The sequence below is a fragment of the Pseudoalteromonas sp. NFXS39 genome (assembly GCF_040148775.1).
Lineage (GTDB): Bacteria > Pseudomonadota > Gammaproteobacteria > Enterobacterales > Alteromonadaceae > Pseudoalteromonas > Pseudoalteromonas apostichopi.
This window is the reverse complement of the sequence record NZ_JAGDEC010000001.1, coordinates 479775-500913: the sequence shown is the minus strand read 5'-3', so window position 1 is coordinate 500913 and position 21139 is coordinate 479775. Positions and strand designations below refer to the sequence as shown.

Here is a 21139-nt window from a genome sequence, read left to right as displayed (position 1 = left end):
AATTTTTTACGATTAGAAGTCGTAAGAAAGTCTTAAGTAGCCGAAGCGGCCAATGTTGTCATAACTCGCACTTCCTGAGCCAGTACCTATCGTACCGAATGGAAGTTTGCGGTTAAAGATGTTATCAACTCCTAGCTTAACGCCAAAACCGTTTTCGAAGTTATACCCAACTGTTGCATCAGAGATAACATAGGTACCAAATTTAGTTAAGCTATTTGGATTCGGGTTATCTTCTAGATCTTGGTCTGTATAAAGGCTTACCTCATCAATATAACGAGTATCAAGCGTAGTGAAGAAACCATCACGCTTATATGAGATTGAAAGGTTTGCCTGCCACTTCGCTTCGCCAGTTGTACCTGCATATTCGATATAATCTTCAGGTTGATCTTGGAAAGGATAGTCTTTACGTTCAATTAAGTACGTACCAATTAAACGTGTAGAGAAGTTACCTTCTAATGCATCAAAGTCATAACCTAACTCAAAGTCAACACCCGATGCTTCTTGACCAGAAACGTTTAATACCGAGTTTTGAATCAATGTAATTTCACTTGATGCGCTATCACGCGTAATTAAATTACAGTATTGGTTATTGATACCGCCTTCAGCGTCAACACAGCGATCAAGAATTTCTTGAGATGCAATTGTTGAGATTGCGTCTTCAAGTTCAATTTTCCAATAGTCGATTGTAACAACTGAGTTTTCTAGGAATGAAGGTTGGTAAACTAAACCAATAGTCGTACTAGTTGACTCTTCACCTTTTACATCTCGGTTACCACTTACTAAACCTTCAAGGGTTTGTGCATCGTAATCTGATTCAAAATCTGCAGGCACACCAAGGGCTGCACAGTTCGCGCGGCGTACTTCTGAATTTTGTAAATCATTTAAGTTATCAGCTAAACAAGGATCGTCAACACTGTAGAAGGTTTGGCTAGGTGCACCGAAGATTTCGCCAATGTTTGGTGCACGAAGAGCTTCAGATTGTGTTGCACGAACACGTAATTGGTCGTTAACAGTCCAATCTAAGCCCACTTTCCAGCTTGTTGCATCGCCAATTGTGCTGTAGTCAGCGTAACGTACCGCTGTATCTAGAACTAAGTCTTGTACAAGAGGTAAGTCGGCAAGAAGTGGGATTGATGCTTCGAAGTAAATTTCATTTACGTCAAACTCACCTTTGTCTTCACCCAGCGCGTTAAAGAACGTACCTACTGCGTTGTCTGGCTCTTCAGTTTCACTTTCTTCTTTACGGTATTCAACACCGGCAGCAAAACCAACATAGCCAGCTGGTAATTCATAAATTGCAGAGTTTGCAAGTGATGCTGTTACAACAGTTTGGGTGATTGTTGACGTACCTGTTGATACGGTATTGATATAGTCAATTGCTTCTTGGCTAGGTGCACCAAAGCCCATGATATTTACTGGTACACAGCCATCAGCACGTGCTTCTTCACTACGACAAACAATGTTGCCTGAACCATCATCAATAGCATCCAGGGCATTGTAATAGTTCGCCATGATCATATTTGCGCCATTAACGCGCTCTAGATCTGTTTGACCGTAAACAACCGATGCATCTAATTCCCAATCTGTAAATACAGTGCCTTTTAAGCCTGTAACAAAACGGGTTGTTTCACGTGTGTTGTTTTCTATACGACGACCTAAATCAGTCATCATACGGTTAACCATAATAGAGCTAACACCTTCTTGTTCCATTAGATTTTTAACACTAGAGTCAAGATAAGGGTTGTCAATCTTAATGCTGTTATTTGGATTAAAGAAGAAGAATGCTGGCTGACCTATGCTTTGGCCTTCGCTGTTAACGTATTTTGCTTCAAAGTAAGCATTCATATCTTCAGCAACGTCATAGTTAACTTTAAAGTTTACGTTGTAACGTTCAAATTCAGGTTGAATCTCATTGAATTGTGCAAGGTTAAACGAATCACAATTAGCACAAGATAAGCCGTCGACTTGGTCGCCAATATTGAGTTCGCGATAAGTGCCATCTGGGTTGAATGAGTTCACATAGCCATTACTTAACGCGAAAACACCTGCATTATTGATTGCATAGTAGCCGGCATTTGGTGTGTAGATAAAATCAGGGAAGTTTGGATCGTCTTTGTTTTCTTCAGTTTGCGCAGTGTTACGCATGCTACGATAAGAGCCGTCAGTCCATGGGTGATCAAGCGCATTGAGCGTATCTTGTGCTGAATACTCAACAGCAAAGGCTACATTACCACGGTCATTATCGAAGTTTGTGCCATATGAGAATGTCGCTTTTTCGTTATTGTAATCGCTAAGGTCAGACTCACCGCGAGTTACACTTGCACTAAAGCCTTCAATGTTCTTTTTCAGAATAAAGTTAACTACGCCTGTTACAGCGTCGGCACCATATACTGCAGATGCACCACCTGTGATGATCTCAACACGCTCTACCCATACACTAGGAATTGTATTGGTATCAACTGATTGAGAGCCCGCAGAGCTAGATACATGGCGTTTACCATTGACGAGTACTAGCGTACGGTCAGTACCCATGTTGCGTAAATCAAGAATGTTTAGGCCTGCAGTACCGATAAAGCGACCTGAGTTTGAAAGGGAAAAAGTATTACCAAGAGCTGGTAATTTATTTAGTGCCTCACCGATATTAACAGCGCCGGTATTAACTAAGTCATCACCACTGATAACCGTTACTGGAGCTGGAGCTATAGCACCTTCGCGTAAAATACGAGAACCTGTTACTTCGATTCGGTCGATTGATTTAGCACCTTGATCTTCAGCAGCCATCGATTGGCTAGAAATGGCAAGCGCCGATGAGCAAAGAGCGAGCTTGATGCTGGCACCTAAATAATTATTTTTTATCATTGTTTCACCTGTTATTTTATTGTTCTTTCCCTGGAAGGGTTTTGTTAAATATCGTTTCCAATATGTTAACGGTTGTTACTCTATCATTGTCCCTGTTTATTTCAAATAAAAAATACGTAGCAAAATGTATTAAGTTTAATTCATTTGTTTCAGTCACTTACGGGGAGGCTTTATTTTTCATTTCAAAATTTAATGTTGGATTGTTTTTGTTTCTATAATTATGGCGGGATTATTGATGTGTTTATTTGTATAAAGATGATGTGTTATGAACTTAATCTAAATGTCAGAATTAGGCTGTGCCTGAGTTTCGGTTTATAATGCTGCAATAGTTATATATATGAGAGTTTTATGAAATTTTTTATCGTTAGCTTATTGTTGTTTTATTCGAGTGTTGGTTCGGCTACCAGTATAGATCTTGAGGCCAATATGAAAAATATGGGACTTGCTTATAAAAACTCTGTACGTGCTAATGATCTTGCCACCTTTAATACAGCTATTGATGAATTTATTGAATTGTTAGAGACAGCTAAAACTGCTGATTTTAAACAGCATAAAACGGCGTCTTTAGAAGGGCTGAATAAAGTAATAAATCAAGCAAAACAAGCTAAGCAGCTTGCAAGTACTCATGGCCTTGAAGCTGCTAAGGCGCCGCTTAAATCTATTGATGAGCTCAGAAAAAAATATCATGAGCTACATGAGCCACCAGGCTTTTGGGAGTTGTTATTTGGTAAGTAAGTTAGATTTACTTTAATTTTAAAAAGGTGCATCGGCACCTTTTTTAACGCTTTTTCATTTTACCTTGAACTGCTTTAAAACGCGGATTGTCTTTATTAATAACATAGACACGACCCTTACGTTTTACGATTTGGCAGCCCGGGCGGTTCTTAGCACTTTTTAATGAACTTAATACTTTCATGTTCTTTCCTTATAGTAACTATTTGCTCGCTAAGTTTTTGAAACGACGATTAAATGCTGCTACACGTCCATCGCTTGCTAGGGCTTTTTGTTTACCAGTATAAAACGGATGAGAGTCGCTTGAGATATCAATTGGTACATAAGGGTAAGTTTTTCCCTCAAGTTCAACCGTACGCGAAGTTTTGATAGTAGAACCGATAATAAAGTAGCTGTCTGCTGCTGTATCATGAAAAGCGACTTGCTGGTAATCAGGGTGGATATTGGGCTTCATAATTTAACTCTATGTTATGTGATAATGTATCAACTATATGGTGGTTGTGTATTGATATCAAGATGAAAATAATTCTTATTTATTGTGTTCTGTTTTAAATTTATACAAGCTGAGCAATCAATAAGCAGTTAGCTTTAAAAAGCTGGATATTGTCGATAAGGCTGTTATAACTAGGTATGCGTGCTTATTTTAAAGAAGGATATGGAAGTGAATGATAAAACTAGCCGTGAAGAACTAGATCAAAATGTAATGAACATGCTTCGCGATAAAGACCATTCTATTTTAGCTAATCATGTAGATATTTTGTCTTGTAGTCACAACGATATTATTGAGCTGTTAGCACAATATTTAGCACTAAGTGAACAAGATGATGATGAACGTTTTGATACTTGGTTTGATAATCTAAGTAAAGAGCAACATACCGTCGTTAAAACTTTTGAAGTTTATCGCGGGCAGTATGAGCATTTAGATTCTTAATACCTATTCATGCTTGAATATATTGTGTTTAAGCATCATGTTTTATATGAAAAAAGCCACCCGAAGGCGGCTTTGCTGATTAGCGCTAACTAATTATTTGAGCATATAAGCACGTAATGTAAATTGCTCAGCTGTGCTTGTGCCATAATCACTTACAACAGTACGAATGTGGACAAAATCACCTGAGTTGCCATCATTTGGAATTGTCGCAATCCATTCACCATCAATATTTTGTATCTGTGCATCAACCCAGTTTTCTGGGGAGAACTTGTCTGATACAGGGCAGTAGATATATGCAGGAATTGAGGTAATTGCACACTCTTGACCATAGGCATATTGGAACTGTACGTCTGCTAATGGAACTTCGCCAACACCATCAAGTAAGCCTGATAACTTAACCTGTGCAGCTTCGCCTACATTCATCGTGTTTTCGATGTCTACAGGTAAATCAATCATAGGTATCAGTACTGGTTGTATACCTTGATGCTGCTCATTGGCAGTAAAAGTATAGAAGCCTTGGTATAGTGATCCTAGGTTGTCTTTAACAGGAGAGCGCTCACCAACACCACGTGCGTATGAACGCACCTCGAGTGTAATTTGGTGGTCGCCAGGCTCAAGAGTTAGGGTCCCTTGATAAGGGGATACCGGCTTACCATCTAAAGTTAAACCGAATGCCGAACTACCCATATAGCCAAACATCCCGTCGTGATTAGAGGCATCGCCAAAGGCTGCAATATTGAAGTGGAGTAAGTTAGTATCTCGGCGGATAATTGGCGAACCACTGCTGCCTAAGCTACCAGCACGAGGGCCTTTGAACCATGTTGTTGTTTCTTCTTCTGCGGGTGTCATTGTACGTGGACCATCAAAGTAAGCGCCAGAACTTTGCATTTGATAATTTGGCATGACGATATTCGTCCACGCATTCTTCGTTGTGGCTGTGTAATACTCTTCACGTACATGAGGTAGCATGATCATCTGTGTACTACCTGTAGAGTAAAACTCACCTGTACTGTTGGTCATTGCCATCGCATCAGTCCAAGACGGACGTTCATCATTTTGTGAATGATAAGAAGCGGTGATCTTATGCATCTTATGTTCAGTGATATTGATTTGACCTGATTGAATACGACCATCAGTAATATGATTAATAGAGTAGGCATAAGGTGAGCGTTCGGCTGCAATCCCTGACCAACTTACCATATTATTACCTGCTTCGATCTCAGTCATAAGCGTTTCACCTTGCTCAGAACTAATACCAATTACAGGTATTTTAGGTGTGCCTGTAATGGTTCCTTTATAGCGACCTGCACGAGATGGACGATAGAAGATTACGCCAATGGCGCCATTCTTCATCGCGTTACCAACCATGTAAGAAGTTAGATAATAAGGGTTAGTAATAAGGGCTATTTTACCTTCTAACTGAAATTGACTCCAGTCAGTGCTATAATCTGCATCACCTACTGGTACTACTTCAGCAGAGCCTTCGCCATGAAAAGAAAGTGCTAAGCCTTGCTTAATATAGTCAAGCTCAACGCCATTTTGCATTTTTACCGTTGTTTCTGGTGCAAGTGCGCGTGTAGTGACAAATGAGCGGAAACGATCATCATGACCTTGAGACCATGCAAACATATCACTTACATAATCTGGTGCCATTTCAATGCCGGCTAGTTTCGCTACTTTTTCATCGTCTAGGGCATAGGTGAAACCAAAAGAATAACCTTGAGGAGCAAGAGGTTGTTCAGCTTTGAAGGTTACTTGTTGAGCTGTTCGAGCATCTAAATCAATTACTGTAGTACTATCAATTTTTCTATTTAGAACGGCCATTTGCGCTGCTGAATCAACGAGACCTGAATTTGAGTCAGGGTTATCGTAAGTCATGATATTAGCCACAATAGTATAGTAACCAGCAGGTACTTCAGCTTCTGCTTTCCCACCATTTAGTCGGACAAGTGAACCCCAATCATCTTCTTCATTAATTAGATACACCTTTGAAGGAGCACTTGCACGATTACCCCAACGGTCAGTTAAGTTGACTGTGAGAGAAACTTTTGGTTGATCTATCCAAAAAGAGACGGGAACAATAAGTTGCTCATTGCTTTGGCTTGTTGAAGTACCTGTAATACGACCAGTAATCGCTCCGTATGCACCGTTTCTCAATGCAACAGACGGGTCGATCCACATTGGTACTTGCGCTTCGCCATTGGCTGGTATTGTAATTGATTTAGCAGCTAGTCCTGCCAGTGTCGCTGGTAATTGTGTTTTACCATCTTCACCAATTAAATCGAGTTTTAATTTTAGGGTGATATCTTTATGCGAGATATTTTTTAAGGTTACTGATGTTTCAGTAAAAGCATCGTTTTCAGTATGCTTAAAAAAGCCAAGTTCTCTGTTAGGTGGGGCAATGATGGCTTGATCAATCGCGCGATTGATATCCATCGGGCCTGCGCCTTGCTCAAGTACATGTGAATCGGTTATTTTTACAGATGAAGTCAGTACATCTTTTATTTGTTGTGGTGTTAAATCATGGCGGGCCTGCATGACAATAGCTGCTCCTCCAGCTACGTGGGGGGCTGACATCGATGTACCAGAGTAAACTCGGTATGCAGTATCACCTAAGCCACCCGATGCAGCTGCTACAACTGACACACCTTGTGAGGTAATATCTGGTTTTGCTGAGTGACCATCTGGTGATGGACCGCGTGAAGAGAACGAAGCTGTATTACCGTCACGATCTATAGCACCAACGGTTAGTGCACTTGGAGCACAGCCCGGTGAACCAATAGTTTCACGGGTAAAACTATTACCTGCCGAGATAATAAATAATGCCTTCTCGCTAAGAGCTTCAACCATGTCAACGAGTGGGCCACTACAAGTTGTTGCCGTACCGCCGAGAGACATATTAACAATATCTGCTTGTTCATCCATGACAGCCCAATACATCCCATTTAGGATTCCTAGTGTTGAACCGCCGCCATTATTACCAAGTACCTTACCGATTATAAGCTCTGAACCGGGTGCAACACCGACCCATTTACCATCAGATTCGTGACCATTACCAGCCACGGTTGAAGCAGTGTGTGTACCGTGACCATTTATATCGTCAACACCGTTACTTGAATATGTAAAATCACGAGATGCAACTACACGTCCATGTAAATCAGGGTGTTCAGTGTCATAGCCTGTATCAAGAACGGCTACTTTAATACCTGCTCCATTGTAGTTAATGGCTGCTTCACCATAAGCGCCGGTTAAAGGTACTGTCGGTGTTAATGTCTCTGACTTTGAGACTTTATGAGCATGAACGATAGCATCTAACCAAATACCTTCTACATCAGCTTGTGATGCTAGCGTTTGCCAAGCTTGAGCGGCTTTATCTTTACTAATTGCGAATGCTGCACTGTCGATAAGTTCTATTTCGCTAGTCAATGATATGCCTGCAAATGTCTTTGGTACTGCCGTACCTGCAAGGCTGCCATCGCGATATTCAACAATTATAGGCAGTACATCAGTAGATGCATCATCATAACCAGACTCGTAAAGTTTATTGATATTAAATAATTCCATATCAATTGATTGTGAATTTACAAGGGCTTGTGCTTGCGTTGGGATAACATAAGTACTTTTACCACGTTTAAAAATACTCGTAATTGCATCAGAGCCATCTGCATTGAGTAAACGAATACCACCTAACTCACCGTTTTTATTGACGACCGCAGATACTTTGTCACCTGTAATCAGTGTAAAGGTAAGCGCATCTGTTTTTGTTTTAGTGATGGCAACATCTTGTGCCATTGCTGGTTGCGCTAAACTCAAGCCGAGCATAGCCAAGTAGGTCGCATTTATGCGACCAAGCCTTGAAAAAGGTTTCATCTTTCAATCCTTCATTTATGATTTAATTAGTTGAGAAGAGAAGAGCACTGTTCATTGTTAATGTGTATTGCACTCGCAACTTAAGTAACTCAACTAGATCAATCTAACGATTAAAAATATGAAAACCTACAAAACAAAAGTAGCAAATTGTATTAACTAAACGGTAACAATTTAAACGTTGTTGTAACTTTGTCCGGTCGTTCAGTTTTGCTTCATTTTAGAGTGGCAAATTAATCGGGTTATTTTATTGATAGGTCGTATTTAGTGACCACGTTATCTATATAACGATGTCTTAGAGTGTTTTTACCCTCGTTTCCAGTACCATAACTTAAAGCGCGGTTCATTAATTTGAGAGCTTTATGTAAGCTTTGTCGCTCCTCCAAAGTTAAGCCGATTTTAGTGCGTAGCTCAGTAATATCATCAATAAGTAATTTAGCGACATCTAGCTGCACTGCTTCTTCAACTAAGCCATTTTGTGTGAGGACGCCATATTTGCTGCATAAAAACTGTTGCCATACTTGTTGTAAATGTTCCTCAATTTCACTACCAAACAACTCTTCATTTATTGCAAATCCTTGCTCGGCCAGTTTACTCAGATGATTTGAATATTGCTGGGCAAAATAATTAAATGCTTGGCAAGATGAAGTAATGTCGTGCTTAATAATTAATTGCCCCCAACTCGCCGCGCCACGAGGGTAGTAGTCTTGATATTCTTCGCATTGGTAAATACCTGAATATGAACTGCACTCTAACTGACTCTGCAAACAGTAACTTGGCTTTGGAAATAAACTACTTTGCTGCCATTCTGATAAGGTTTCCTCATCAATTGATAGGGTCTGACACAGCTCTTCGGTAGTGTAAAAGTAGGTTGCCAAAAATTTAGAAAGTTGCATTGTCAAATACTCGTTATAAATACTGTTAATATATACAGTGTTTGATTTTGGCTTAACTTTGATTTTTTCTCAAGTATTTTTATTTATTACAGCTCACTACTCGGAAAATGGCTGTGTTTATGATACAACTAGCGCAAATTTTCCAAACATTAAAAAAGTTATGCGCAACCTAGAAACAATTAAACAAGCAAGTTTGATCACCGCTATAAAAACACCATATTTAACGAATGGTGAAATTGACCTTGCTTGCTATGACGGCCTTGTTGAGCAACAAATTGCAGCTGGCGTTGATGGCATTATTGTGGGCGGTACCACAGGTGAAGGCCAACTAATGAATTGGGAAGAACACTTAATGCTGATTGCACATAGTGTTAGCAAATTCTCAGATCGTTTACTAATTGTAGGTAATACGGGTAGTAACAATACCCGTGAAGCGATTAAAGCAACCGAGTATGGTTTTGCTACAGGGATGGATGCTGCGCTACAAATCAATCCATATTACGGGCGTACGTCTTTGGCCGGAGTAAAAGAACACTTTAATCGTTTACTAGATATTGGTCCTGCGTTTATTTACAACGTAGCAGGTCGTACAGGTCAAGATCTAACCCCCGATATCATTGAACCACTCGCTAAGCACGAAAACTTTATTGGTGTAAAAGAGTGCGGTGGCAATGAGCGAATTGCTCATTATGAACAGCAAGGCATTGCTTGTTGGTCAGGTAACGACGATGAAGCGCATGATGCAAGACACATTCATAAAGCCCACGGTGTTATCTCGGTTACATCTAATATTATTCCAGGCTTATTCCGTCACTTGATGAATGAAAAGAATGATGCATTAAACGCAAAATTACAGCCTTTAATGGGGTGGTTGTTTTGCGAGCCTAATCCAATTGCGATAAATACTGCTCTGATGATGACAGGTGCGGTGAACCCTGTTTTCCGTCTACCTTATGTGCCACTATCAAATGAGCAACAAAAAATAGGGTTAGCATATATTAACGAACTTGATATTGCTGATATAGTAGGCGAAAAAGCACAACTTTTAGCTGAAAAAGACGTCATTTTACGATAAAAATGAATGAGTGCTTAATTACTTTTGTAATTAAGCACCATTGTTTTACTTTTTTGTAGCTAATAGGTAAAATTAGCAATCGTTTGGCGTTATAAGAATAATACTTGTGAAATTTGTTGTTGATAATCTGTGTTTATGGGTTGCACCCGAGCAACAAGTAGCAGGATTAAGCCACCTCGATCTTCTCGACCTTGATTTAAGCTGGGTTGCACCTATGCAGCGTCGCCGTTTAAGCCCTTTCATGAAAATGGCTCTTCATACTATGCATCAAGCACAAGGGAATCACGAGCAGCTCGCCGTAAATTTTTCATCGCGTCATGGCGACTTACCAAAAACGGCGAATCTATTACATTCACTAGTTGAACAAGAGCCTCTTTCTCCTACCGCATTTGGTTTGAGTGTGCACAATGCCGCAACCGGGTTGTTCTCTATTATTGCAAAAAATAAAGCACCAATGAATGCCATCGCAGGTGGGCAAGACAGTATTATTTCTGCCATGATCGATGGCTTTGCACGTGTTCATATTGGTGTTGAGCAGCAAATTTTAATAGCCCATGCCGAAAGCGTATTACCCGATGAATACTTACCATTTAGCGATGAGCAACAAATTGCTCATAGTGTGTCGTTTGTATTATCAAAAGCACAGATCGGTAAGCCGTATTTTGAATTAATAAAACTTCCTGAATCAGAACATACGCAAAGTGACTCATGTTTACCATTGAGTTTGCAATTGGCAGCTGCTTTAACAAGCAAAGGAACACAATCGCTGCTTTCACATCAACAATCAGCTTGGATGCTACAGTACCATGGCGACTAACTTTTATATAAAGTTGAATAAAATTTGGCGTGTATTGGCAACGGGGTTTTGTTTTACTGTATTTGGTTTTGGCGGTATTCTTCTAACCTTATTGGTTTTACCTATCCAACGCTTATTTGAACCCTGCCAAGCAAAACGTAAGCAAAAAGCGCGTTTAACGGTTCATTATAGTTTTAAATTTTTTGTTGCCTTGATGCATTACACTGGTGCTATCCATTTTTCGGTGCATGATAAACAGCGATTTCATGATCTTAAAGGGCAACTTGTACTTGCCAATCATCCTTCATTAATTGATGTTGTGGTGCTGATATCTGTCATTAAAAATGCTGACTGCGTGGTCAAAGCACACCTATTTAAAAATCCATTTATGTGCGGTGTAATTAAGGGCACAGGTTATATTAGTAATGAAGACCCACAAGAGTTACTAAACGAATGTGAAGCATCACTTGCTGCTGGAAATAACCTGATTATCTTTCCTGAAGGCACTCGCACAACCCCTGGTGAACAGTTAAAATTTAAGCGTGGCGCTGCGAATATTGCTGCTCGCTGTAAAGCCCCTATTACCTCAGTGCTGATTAGTATGAAACCAAGTACTTTGACCAAAGGCACACCATGGTATTGCGTCGCAGCAACAAAAGCGCATTTTGAAATGCGCTTTGCCAGTGACCCATTTACATTTAATGACACACTTAATAATGAACAACCCGCTATGCAAGCACGACAATTAACCCGTGATTTGCAACATTACTTTTCAGAGGAACTCAGGCACCTATGACTGAACTAAAGAACAAAATAAAACAATTAATCATTAGCAGCTTAGATCTTGAAGATATTACCGTGGATGATATTGAAAATGACCAACCTCTATTTGTTGATGGTTTAGGTCTAGATAGCATCGATGCGCTTGAGCTTGGTTTAGCCATTAAAAAAGAGTTTAACGTTAAAATTGACGCAAACTCAGAACAAACAAAAGCCCATTTTGCATCAGTAGATGCACTGGCAGAATTTATTAACCAACACCAATCATAATACAGACTTAGAAGTAGGAATAAGCATGAAAACCGCTGCTGACATTTACAACGTTTTACAGGGCATTTTAGTAGATGAATTTGAGATTGATGCTGATGATATCAGCCTAGATGCGCACCTGTATCAAGACTTAGATCTTGATAGCATTGATGCTGTTGACTTAGTTGTAAAGTTACGCGAAATCACTGGCAAAAAAATTGAGCCAGATGCATTTAAACAAGTGCGTACTGTGCAAGATGTGGTAAACGAAGTAGAAAAACTCGTTTCATAAACATTATTATGCTCAAAGCGATAACCACAACACTGCTCTTAGTGTGCTTATCTTTATACCCGTTTATTGTGTATTTTGGATTACAGCATATCTCATTAAGGCAAGTGAGCTTGGTACTGATGGTATTGGTCGGCTTAAGGCTTTTGCTTAGCAAAAAGCTGCTCAAATCTATGCCATGGATAAAACCCGCCTCTATTTTGGCAATTATCGCTTTAGCAACAACGCAGTTTTTTAACAGTGATCTGGGCTTAAAACTTTACCCAGTCATTATAAATACAGTAATGGCAATCACCTTTGCTTATTCGCTGAAAAATGGCCCAACAGTCATTGAGAGTTTTGCTCGAATTAAAGAGCCTGATCTTGATGAAAAAGGGGTTAATTACACGCGCCAAGTTACTAAAGTATGGTGCGCGTTTTTTATTATTAATGGCAGTATTGCGTTATACACTAGCCTATTTACTTCGTTAAAGACATGGACTCTGTACAACGGATTAATAGCCTATATTCTGATAGCTCTCTTAGGCCTTGTGGAATGGCTTGTAAGACAAAAGGTTAAAAGTAATGGTAGCGAGTAACCTGAAATTTCACCCAGACGCTGCATTTGTTGTTGCAGGGCAGCCAATAACACAAACACAGTTTTATGCTGATATTGCGGCTTATCAAAGTAAGCTCACAGCGCTGAAAACTGGCAGCCATGTAGTGTTATTCCATCCTGATACCTACCAATTTGCAGTGCGCTTATTTGCTTTAGCCTGTAGTGGTCATAATGTCATTTTGCCACCTAATGGTCAGCATGAAACACTAAGTTTATTGCTTGCGCAGTCTGCTTTTTTTGCTGGTGATGCAACTAATATCGATGACGATGTGTTATTTACCAACCTTGAACAAAGCCTTGGTCACACGCCTTTGCAAACTAACCGTTTACAATGGCCAACAAACACTGCTGTTATATTTTATACGTCAGGCTCATCAGGACAATCTAAACCGATTGTGAAACCGTGGCGGGTATTAAATAGAGAACTCGCAGTATTATCAATGTCATTTGACTTACCACGTCAATTTACGTTTTTAGCGACCGTATCGCATCAACATATTTATGGCTTATTGTTCCGTTTACTTTGGCCGTTGTCTAAGGGTCATATAATTGATAGCGAGCAAATTCAGTATCCAGAACATATCGCGCAAAGGTTAAAAACCATTCGATATGCTGTGCTCGTTTCAAGCCCAGCACAGCTTGGCCGTTTATGTGCTGATAATGTGTTAATACCTGAACGCGACAAAATTAAGTGGTTATTTTCCTCTGGCGGACCACTCAATAATGAGCATGCCGAAACTTTATTTAATCAGTTAGCTCGCCCAGCAACACAAGTCTTTGGTAGTACAGAGACTGGCGGTATTGCTTATCGACAAGTTACGCAGGCGGCGGTCGATGTACCATGGCAGCCGTTTAATGGTAATTTTTTATCGTTAAATCATGAAGGGCGATTGATGCTAGATTCTGCGATTTTAGAGCAATCGAACTTTCCTTTAGATGATAGAGCACTCGTTCATAAAAATGGTCAATTTAAACTGTTGGGCCGTATAGACAGAACGATAAAAATTGAAGAAAAACGTTTAAATTTAGATGAGCTTGAGAGTTATCTGCAAAACCATGACTGGGTAAAAGAAGTAAAAGTAGTGGTTATTCCAGCCAAGCGTGTACAAATTGGTGCGGTGGTTGTGCTCAGTGATGAAGCTAATAAAGAGCTTGAACAACACGGTAAATTAGCAATAAACCGCGCATTACAAGCGCACCTCTCAAACCGCTTTGAACGTATTTGCTTACCACGTAAATGGCGCTACATCGATGCACTTCCTTTTAACAGCCAAGCTAAATTAAGTTTAAAAACATTGGAGCAGTATTTTGCCAAGCCTGAATAACGTAACCCCAGAGGTGGCCGTTTTATCACAAACTGAAACTAGCGTGAGTTTAGCGTTAACCATTGCAGCTGATTTAGATTATTTTCGCGGCCACTTTCCAGATGCGCCAATTTTAGCAGGCGTAGTACAGCTGGATTGGGCAGTAAAATATGCTCAGCAATATTTGGGTTTTGGCAAACTTGTACAAGATTTAGAAGTGTTAAAGTTTCAGGTAGTAACAACCCCTGATATGACGGTAAACCTAACCCTTGAGCGTAATGCAAAAGGTAAGTGCTTGTTTAGCTATCAATCAGACAAAGGCCAGCATGCGTCTGGTCGAATTGTATTTTGTGATTAAGCCATGAACCAGTTTTGTATTGTTATTCCTAATTACAATCATACACATGCTATTGCTGCTGTACTCGATGAGCTAAAAGAATTACAGCTGCCAATTATCATGGTTGATGATGGTAGTGACGAAGATGCCAAGCAAGTATTTGCAGAGCTTGACACTCAGTACGACTTTTTAACCTTGATAAGCCATGCTCAAAATCAAGGTAAGGGTGGGGCCGTTCAAACTGGGTTGTTGGCTGCCTATCAACAAGGGTTTAGCCATGCTATTCAGGTTGATGCAGACGGTCAGCACTCGTTAGCAGATATTAGTAAGTTGATTGAACTGAGTAATGAATCACCGAAAAAAGTGATCAGCGGTTGTCCAATTTATGACAGCTCAGTGCCTAAGCACCGTTATTTGAGCCGTTATATCACCCATTTTTGGGTTTGGGTGGAAACCCTAAGCTTTGATATTGTCGATTCAATGTGTGGGTTCCGGGTTTATCCATTAGCAGCTGTTGAACAATTAATGACAAAGCAACCGCTTGGCAAGCGCATGGACTTTGATATCGAGATTATGGTCAGGCTTTATTGGCAAGGTGTAAAAGTCACGTTTTTGCCAACCCAGGTCATTTACCCTGAAAATGGCGTATCTCACTTTCGAGCCTTACACGATAACGTGGGAATTTCTTGGCTACATACGCGTTTATTCTTTGGCATGTTGCTACGCTCACCTAAGCTACTTTGGCGTAAGGTGGCTGGCTAATGGCTGTAAAGCACTGGTCAAAAATGCAAGAACGTGGCAATCGCTTTGGCATGCAGATATTGCTTGTGTGTTATCGCGTATTTGGTCGTAAAGGCTTGTGGCTGGTGCTGTTTCCAGTGGTGTTTTATTTGTTTTTAACAGGCAAAACTGCCCGCCAAGCATCACATACATTCTTAACCCAAGCGCGTAAGGTGAATGGTAATAGTAAAGCCGTTACTTGGCGTGACAGCTTTCGTCATTTTCGCTGCTTTGCAGACAGCGCTTTTGACAAAATAGATGCTTGGCTTGGGCGGATACAGCAACATAACATTCTTTACACTAACGAAGCGCTTTTTAAACAACTTGATGAGCAACAGCAAGGGGCTATTTTTATCGGCTCGCATCTTGGCAACTTAGAGGTATGTAGGGCCCTTAGCCAACACAGAAACAGTAAAACGATTAATGTATTGGTGTTTACGCATCATGCTGTTGAGTTTAATAAATTACTGAAAAGTATTAATCCGGATGTTGCGGTAAACCTCATTCAAGTAACCGATCTTGGCCCAGATATGGCGATTATGCTCAAAGAGAAAGTCGAGCAGGGTGAAATAGTGGTGATTGTCGGTGATAGAACCAGTACCACCACAGGAAGAGTAATCGAAGCTGACTTTTTAGGTAAGCCAGCCCCTTTTTCACAAGGGCCATTTATTTTAGCTGCGCTGTTAGATTGCCCGGTGTTTCATCTGTTTTGTTTAAAAGATAAAAAGCCAAATGGCGAAATATTTTACCGCGTGATTTTTGAAAAATACGCCGACAAACTCGTTCTACCGCGTAAAACGAGACAACAAACATTACAACAAATTGTTAGCGATTATGCGCAAAGGCTCAGTTTTTACGCTGCGGCCTATCCGTATCAATGGTTTAATTTTTATGATTTTTGGCAAAATGACGAGCAAGTGTCTCGTGGTCAAAACAAGGAGAACTAAGGTGTCAGAGCACACGACTACCGTATTTGGCGAGCAGCGTTTATCGATTGAAGATATTGTTCATATTGCATTAGAGCAAGGTGCTGTAGCGTTAACATCAGACCGTCAATTTGCGAATAAAATAGACAGCGCCGTAGCGTTTTTAGATAAGTTGCTTGAAGATGATGGCGTGATATACGGCGTTACCACAGGTTATGGCGACTCGGTAACCGTAAAAGTGCCACTTGATTTAGTGAATGAGCTACCACTGCATCTTACTCGTTTTCATGGATGTGGCCTTGGCGATGTTTTTAATCTAGCCCAAGGACGCGCTATTTTAGCGACCCGTTTAACCTCGCTTTCACAGGGGTATTCTGGTGTTAGCTGGGATATGTTGAACTTATTACGTGACTTTTTAAATCACAATATTGTACCGGTAATTCCGCAAGAAGGGTCGGTGGGAGCCAGTGGTGATTTAACCCCGCTTTCGTATGTAGCCGGTGCCATGGTTGGTGAGCGCGATGTGTATTACAAAGGCGAAATTAAAAACAGTCTAGAGGTGATGCAAGAACTTGGCTTAAAGCCATTAAAGCTGCGCCCGAAAGAAGGGCTGGCAGTCATGAATGGCACGGCCGTGATGACAGCTTTGGCATGTCTTGCTTATGATAGAGCAGATTACTTAGTTAAATTGACCAGCCGTATAACAGCCCTTGCAAGCCTTGCATTAAAAGGTAACAGTCATCACTTTGATGATATTTTGTTTTCGGTGAAGCCACATCCAGGGCAACAGCAAGTAGCTGCATGGATCCGTGGAGACTTAAACCATGTAGAGCACCCGCGTAACGCTGACCGCTTGCAAGATAGGTATTCAATTCGCTGTGCCCCACATGTTATTGGTGTTCTTCAAGATAGTTTGCCTTGGTTTAGGCAAATGATTGAAAATGAACTAAATTCGGCGAATGACAATCCAATTATTGATGGTGAAGGTGAACACGTGCTGCATGGTGGCCATTTCTATGGTGGCCATATTGCAATGGTGATGGATAGCATGAAAACGGCTGTGGCAAATTTAGCAGACTTAGCTGACAGACAAATAGCATCGTTAGTGGATACACGCTATAACAATGGGTTACCCTCTAATCTATCGGCAAGTAACGATGAGCGCCGTTACATTAACCATGGTTTTAAAGCGGTGCAAATCGGTGCTAGTGCGTACACTGCTGAAGCGCTAAAACTGACCATGCCAGCGAGTGTGTTTTCTCGTTCGACCGAGTGTCATAACCAAGATAAAGTGAGTATGGGAACCATAGCAGCGCGAGATTGTTTACGTATATTGCAGCTTACTGAACAAGTTGTTGCTAGTACGTTGCTCGCGAGTATTCAAGGTCTACGTTTACGTATTAACAGTGGTGAGCTTGAGTTTGCTAGTTTAACTAGTGATGTACAAAGTATGTATCAAGACATTAGCGAGTTTTTCCCGCTGCTTGATGAAGACCGTCCACTAGAAGCTGTTCTTCGCTATACGGTTGACGCTATTCAAACAAAACGTTGGAGTTTATATGCATAGTCGTGGCTCGTTGCTGAGCACTCATGTTGAGATTGAAATTCCTTTTCATGATTGCGATCCAATGAATGTGGTATGGCATGGTAATTACCCGCGCTATTTAGAAGTCGCGCGCTGCGAATTACTGCGTTTGTTTGACTATGACTATGTGCAAATGCAAGAGTCTGGCTATGCGTGGCCGATTATTGACATGCATATTAAGTACGTCGGCTCAGCATTGTTCACACAAAAAATCCGCGTTGATGCGTACTTAAAAGAATATGAAACACGATTACGTATCGATTACGTAATCACTGATTGCGCTACAGGTAAAAAGTTAACCAAAGCAACGACTATCCAAGTTGCGGTTGATATAGAGAAAAAAGAAATGCAGTTTGTTTCGCCGCCTGTTTTACATGAAAAACTTCAAAAGGTGATTTAATGCGATTAAGCGTGTTGTTACTGAGTGTGCTAGTTTTTTTTCCTGTGTTTGCATCAAGCGCAGTGACAGAGCAAGGCACATTTAGCCAAGAGAAGCATTTTAAAGGATTTAGTAAACCTTTTATATCAACAGGTTCGTTTGAACTTGCTGAAGATGGCCTCACTTGGCAGGTTGAGTCTCCGGTTAAAAGCACGCTATTAATTAAGCAAGGGCAAGTATATACCCTTAACGCTCAAGATGAGCCGCAGCTACAAAAAGGCGCTGAGCCTTACGTTAATTTACTGCAAGCAATTTTAAAGCATGATGAAGTGGCGCTTGCTGAGCAATTTACGATGACAGACCATGCAGAGCCCGGTTGTCAGACTTTATTACCTAAAGATGACCTGCTAAAGCAGCTATTTAGTCAGTTCGAATTATGTGTAGCAGCAGAGCAAGTGAGCCGTGTGCGTCTTCAAGAAGCAAATGGTAACTTTACTGTATTACGCTTTGCTTATCCTCACAATGAGCAAAAACAGTGAAAGCATGGGGCCTAACGCTCGCTTGGCTGAGCCTATTAGTTAGCGCCTTAGTGGCTGTTTTTATTCTAAAACAGCCTACGTTGAATAATGATATTTTGGCTTTGTTGCCAAAGTCAGAACCGCGTTTACAGCAAGTCGAAGAACATTTTTTTTCAGCTAACAAACAGCAGTTGAGCTTTTCTTTTCGTGGTGAGAATGCAGTAAAAGCTTATGATGAATTACATCAATGGCTGGCGAGCAAACACATTGAGCCTCGTTTTAAGTTACCAGAAATATCCCAGTTGGCAGCATTTTACGGTCAGTACGCAGGGCATTTAGTTTCCGAGGAATATAAGCAAGCGATTGGCGATGCTAATCGCTTTCAACAGTATTACTTTAATCAGTTGAGTAAAGTCGCTGATCCTTTTGTTTCAAGTACTATCAACCAAGACCCTACGCTTGCTACAGCGGGGTTCTTATCCGAGGCAATGGCGCACATGCAGCAATTTGAGCTGCAAGATGGCCGAATTAACATTAACTATCAAGGTGATGAGTATTTAATGTTATTCGTGCAAAGTGCTGACAATGCCTTTTCAATAAATCAATCAATAGCTTTGAGCAATGAGATAGTTACCTATATCGCTGAGCTTGAAAGCCGCTATCCCGATACACAAATTCGCTATGCCGGTGCTTTATTTCATACCGCAGCAAATGCGCAGCAAGCCAAATTTGAAATGACCTTGTTTGGTTCGGTGAGCTTGCTGGCGCTTATTGTGATGGTGGTGTGGGTGTTTCGCTCGATAAATGCATTGTGGCTGGCCTCTGTAACCGTGATAAGCGCCGCTATTGGCGGCACCATTGCGCTGATCAGTATTTTTAGTCAGGTGCATGTATTAACCATGGTGTTTGCAGTGACGCTGATTGGTATTGCCATTGATTATGCATTTCATGGCATGCTTGATTTAACCGAGCAGCCGCAAGGTTTTAGCCAAGGGCTCAAACTGGCACTGGTGTTGTCGTTACTAACCACCACACTCGGCTACGCGAGTTTGTTTTTCTCACCAGTACAGTTACTCAGTCAAGTAGGCGTATTTGTTGTTGCAGGGCTAGTTACAGCTTGGCTTTGCACCCGTATTTTATTGCCTTATTGGCAAGCTGGCTTAACCATTAACACTGCTGCGCATCGATTAGCTAACTGCTTAAGTGGTTATTTAAAACAATTAACGCATTATCGCGCTGCACTCAGCATGCTGATGTTAGTGTTTCTGAGTGCTTTTGCCTTACTAAAACCCCCTGTGATTAATGATGATGTAAAGCTGCTAAATGCAAGTCCTGCGGATTTAATGCAAAACGAAGCGCTGCATATGTCTTTATTAGGTAAAGATAATGGGCAAATCATGATTTTATTTGCCGATAATGCGCAGCAATTACTAGAAAAACAAGAAACACTCAAGACAAAAATAACTGGGCTCAATGGTAACGTATTGATGCTTAGTGACTTAGTGCCTAGTAAGCAATTGCAAAAACAAAACTACGAGCAATTACATTCGGCCCAGCAAGCCATGAGTGTGGTTAGCCAAATGACAGGGACGCCTGTTGAGCTCTCAACATCAATGCTTGATTTAAACGCGGCACTTAATTCACCATTAGCGCCGTTAATCGCTAACCAAGTGATCTCAAACAATACACTCACCGCAAGCTGGTTTATGGTAACCGGTGTAAATAAATCCGAGCTTAAGGATTTGGCCAACGCTTCTACAGACTTAATTGTTTACGATAAAGTTGCGATGATAAGCGAAGGTTTAAGCCATTACTCAAATTCGTTACTGGTGACACTGGCCATTGCGATGATCTTTGCGTTATTACTTTTTAGCGTTAAATTTGGTTTTAAAACAGCATGTAAGCAAATTTTAGTGCTTATACTAACAACTTCAGCAGTACTGCTGCTCTGCAGTGCGCTGCAATCTCAGCTATCGATTTTTAATCTGTTAGGCTGTTTATTGATATTAGCCTTGGCAATTGATTATTTGGTGTTTTATCAAGTTAATAATTTAAGTCCTAGCAATGTGCTTGCAATTAGTTTATCAGCGGCTTCATCGATGTGGGTATTTGGCATGTTGGCCGTTTCAAAAACGCCGGCCATTTTCAGTTTCGGATTAACGGTATTAGTGGGGCTAGTTTGTATCTATATCCTGGCGCCGCTCAGTATTGCATTACCTAAAAATAAGGAAAAATAAT

21 protein-coding genes are annotated in these 21139 nt (G+C 40.7%); 16 read left to right on the top strand and 5 right to left on the bottom strand.

Annotated elements, in window-relative coordinates; all coding sequences use genetic code 11:
- Positions 1 to 12: 12 nt before the first annotated feature.
- Entirely contained in the window at positions 13 to 2859 is a 2847-nt protein-coding gene (locus J3455_RS02180) for a TonB-dependent receptor plug domain-containing protein (protein WP_130052727.1), read from the bottom strand.
- A gap of 348 nt (positions 2860 to 3207) precedes the next feature.
- Between J3455_RS02180 and J3455_RS02175 the strand changes: the two genes are divergently transcribed.
- Complete coding sequence (locus J3455_RS02175; protein WP_130052726.1) at positions 3208 to 3594, top strand: cytochrome b562; 387 nt, start codon at positions 3208 to 3210, stop codon at positions 3592 to 3594.
- Between the two features lie 43 nt (positions 3595 to 3637).
- Here J3455_RS02175 and ykgO read toward each other — a convergent pair whose 3' ends face one another.
- Complete coding sequence (gene ykgO, locus J3455_RS02170) at positions 3638 to 3775, bottom strand: type B 50S ribosomal protein L36 (RefSeq protein ID WP_349560908.1); 138 nt, start codon at positions 3773 to 3775, stop codon at positions 3638 to 3640.
- A gap of 18 nt (positions 3776 to 3793) precedes the next feature.
- Positions 3794 to 4045, bottom strand: coding sequence for a type B 50S ribosomal protein L31 (locus J3455_RS02165; RefSeq protein ID WP_349560906.1), 252 nt, complete (start codon positions 4043 to 4045; stop codon positions 3794 to 3796).
- Between the two features lie 249 nt (positions 4046 to 4294).
- On the opposite strand from J3455_RS02165, the gene J3455_RS02160 reads away from it, so the two are divergent.
- Entirely contained in the window at positions 4295 to 4522 is a 228-nt protein-coding gene (locus tag J3455_RS02160) for a hypothetical protein (protein ID WP_372799648.1), read from the top strand.
- A gap of 93 nt (positions 4523 to 4615) precedes the next feature.
- Here the strand turns inward: J3455_RS02160 and J3455_RS02155 are convergent, their stop codons facing one another.
- Positions 4616 to 8392: a S8 family serine peptidase gene (locus J3455_RS02155; protein ID WP_349560904.1), complete on the bottom strand. Its 3777-nt coding sequence runs from the start codon at positions 8390 to 8392 to the stop codon at positions 4616 to 4618.
- Positions 8393 to 8631: 239 nt separating this feature from the next.
- The gene (locus tag J3455_RS02150) at positions 8632 to 9285 is read right to left on the bottom strand and encodes a DUF6058 family natural product biosynthesis protein (RefSeq protein ID WP_130052721.1); all 654 of its coding nucleotides are present in this window, start codon (positions 9283 to 9285) and stop codon (positions 8632 to 8634) included.
- A gap of 160 nt (positions 9286 to 9445) precedes the next feature.
- Between J3455_RS02150 and dapA the strand changes: the two genes are divergently transcribed.
- From dapA to J3455_RS02080, 14 genes are all read left to right on the top strand, one after another.
- Entirely contained in the window at positions 9446 to 10360 is a 915-nt protein-coding gene (gene dapA, locus J3455_RS02145) for a 4-hydroxy-tetrahydrodipicolinate synthase (protein ID WP_130053029.1), read from the top strand.
- Positions 10361 to 10466: 106 nt separating this feature from the next.
- Positions 10467 to 11177 carry a beta-ketoacyl synthase chain length factor gene (locus J3455_RS02140; protein ID WP_130052720.1) on the top strand — a complete coding sequence of 237 codons (711 nt, stop codon included), beginning with the start codon at positions 10467 to 10469 and terminating at the stop codon, positions 11175 to 11177.
- Entirely contained in the window at positions 11167 to 11952 is a 786-nt protein-coding gene (locus tag J3455_RS02135) for a lysophospholipid acyltransferase family protein (RefSeq protein WP_349560903.1), read from the top strand. The genes J3455_RS02140 and J3455_RS02135 overlap by 11 nt, the downstream gene beginning before the upstream one ends.
- Entirely contained in the window at positions 11949 to 12206 is a 258-nt protein-coding gene (locus J3455_RS02130; RefSeq protein WP_054554555.1) for a phosphopantetheine-binding protein, read from the top strand. The genes J3455_RS02135 and J3455_RS02130 overlap by 4 nt, the downstream gene beginning before the upstream one ends.
- A 25-nt stretch (positions 12207 to 12231) precedes the next feature.
- Complete coding sequence (locus J3455_RS02125; protein ID WP_054554554.1) at positions 12232 to 12477, top strand: acyl carrier protein; 246 nt, start codon at positions 12232 to 12234, stop codon at positions 12475 to 12477.
- A gap of 8 nt (positions 12478 to 12485) precedes the next feature.
- A complete protein-coding gene (locus J3455_RS02120) occupies positions 12486 to 13052 on the top strand; it encodes a COG4648 family protein (protein ID WP_130052718.1) in 567 nt (188 codons plus the stop codon).
- Positions 13039 to 14397, top strand: a complete 1359-nt coding sequence (locus J3455_RS02115) for an AMP-binding protein (RefSeq protein WP_130052717.1) — start codon at positions 13039 to 13041, stop codon at positions 14395 to 14397. The genes J3455_RS02120 and J3455_RS02115 overlap by 14 nt, the downstream gene beginning before the upstream one ends.
- Entirely contained in the window at positions 14381 to 14734 is a 354-nt protein-coding gene (locus tag J3455_RS02110; RefSeq protein ID WP_063707686.1) for an ApeI family dehydratase, read from the top strand. The genes J3455_RS02115 and J3455_RS02110 overlap by 17 nt, the downstream gene beginning before the upstream one ends.
- 3 nt (positions 14735 to 14737) lie before the next feature.
- Complete coding sequence (locus tag J3455_RS02105) at positions 14738 to 15475, top strand: glycosyltransferase family 2 protein (protein ID WP_348708248.1); 738 nt, start codon at positions 14738 to 14740, stop codon at positions 15473 to 15475.
- A complete protein-coding gene (locus J3455_RS02100; protein WP_349560901.1) occupies positions 15475 to 16440 on the top strand; it encodes a lysophospholipid acyltransferase family protein in 966 nt (321 codons plus the stop codon). The genes J3455_RS02105 and J3455_RS02100 overlap by 1 nt, the downstream gene beginning before the upstream one ends.
- A 1-nt stretch (position 16441) precedes the next feature.
- On the top strand, positions 16442 to 17986 hold the full coding sequence (locus tag J3455_RS02095; protein WP_297330141.1) for an HAL/PAL/TAL family ammonia-lyase: 1545 nt from the start codon (positions 16442 to 16444) through the stop codon (positions 17984 to 17986).
- Complete coding sequence (locus tag J3455_RS02090) at positions 17979 to 18404, top strand: acyl-CoA thioesterase (protein ID WP_054554548.1); 426 nt, start codon at positions 17979 to 17981, stop codon at positions 18402 to 18404. Before J3455_RS02095 ends, J3455_RS02090 begins: the two co-directional genes overlap by 8 nt.
- A complete protein-coding gene (locus J3455_RS02085) occupies positions 18404 to 18922 on the top strand; it encodes a LolA family protein (protein ID WP_130052714.1) in 519 nt (172 codons plus the stop codon). The genes J3455_RS02090 and J3455_RS02085 overlap by 1 nt, the downstream gene beginning before the upstream one ends.
- The gene (locus tag J3455_RS02080; protein ID WP_349560899.1) at positions 18919 to 21138 is read left to right on the top strand and encodes an MMPL family transporter; all 2220 of its coding nucleotides are present in this window, start codon (positions 18919 to 18921) and stop codon (positions 21136 to 21138) included. The genes J3455_RS02085 and J3455_RS02080 overlap by 4 nt, the downstream gene beginning before the upstream one ends.
- Position 21139: the final 1 nt, after the last annotated feature.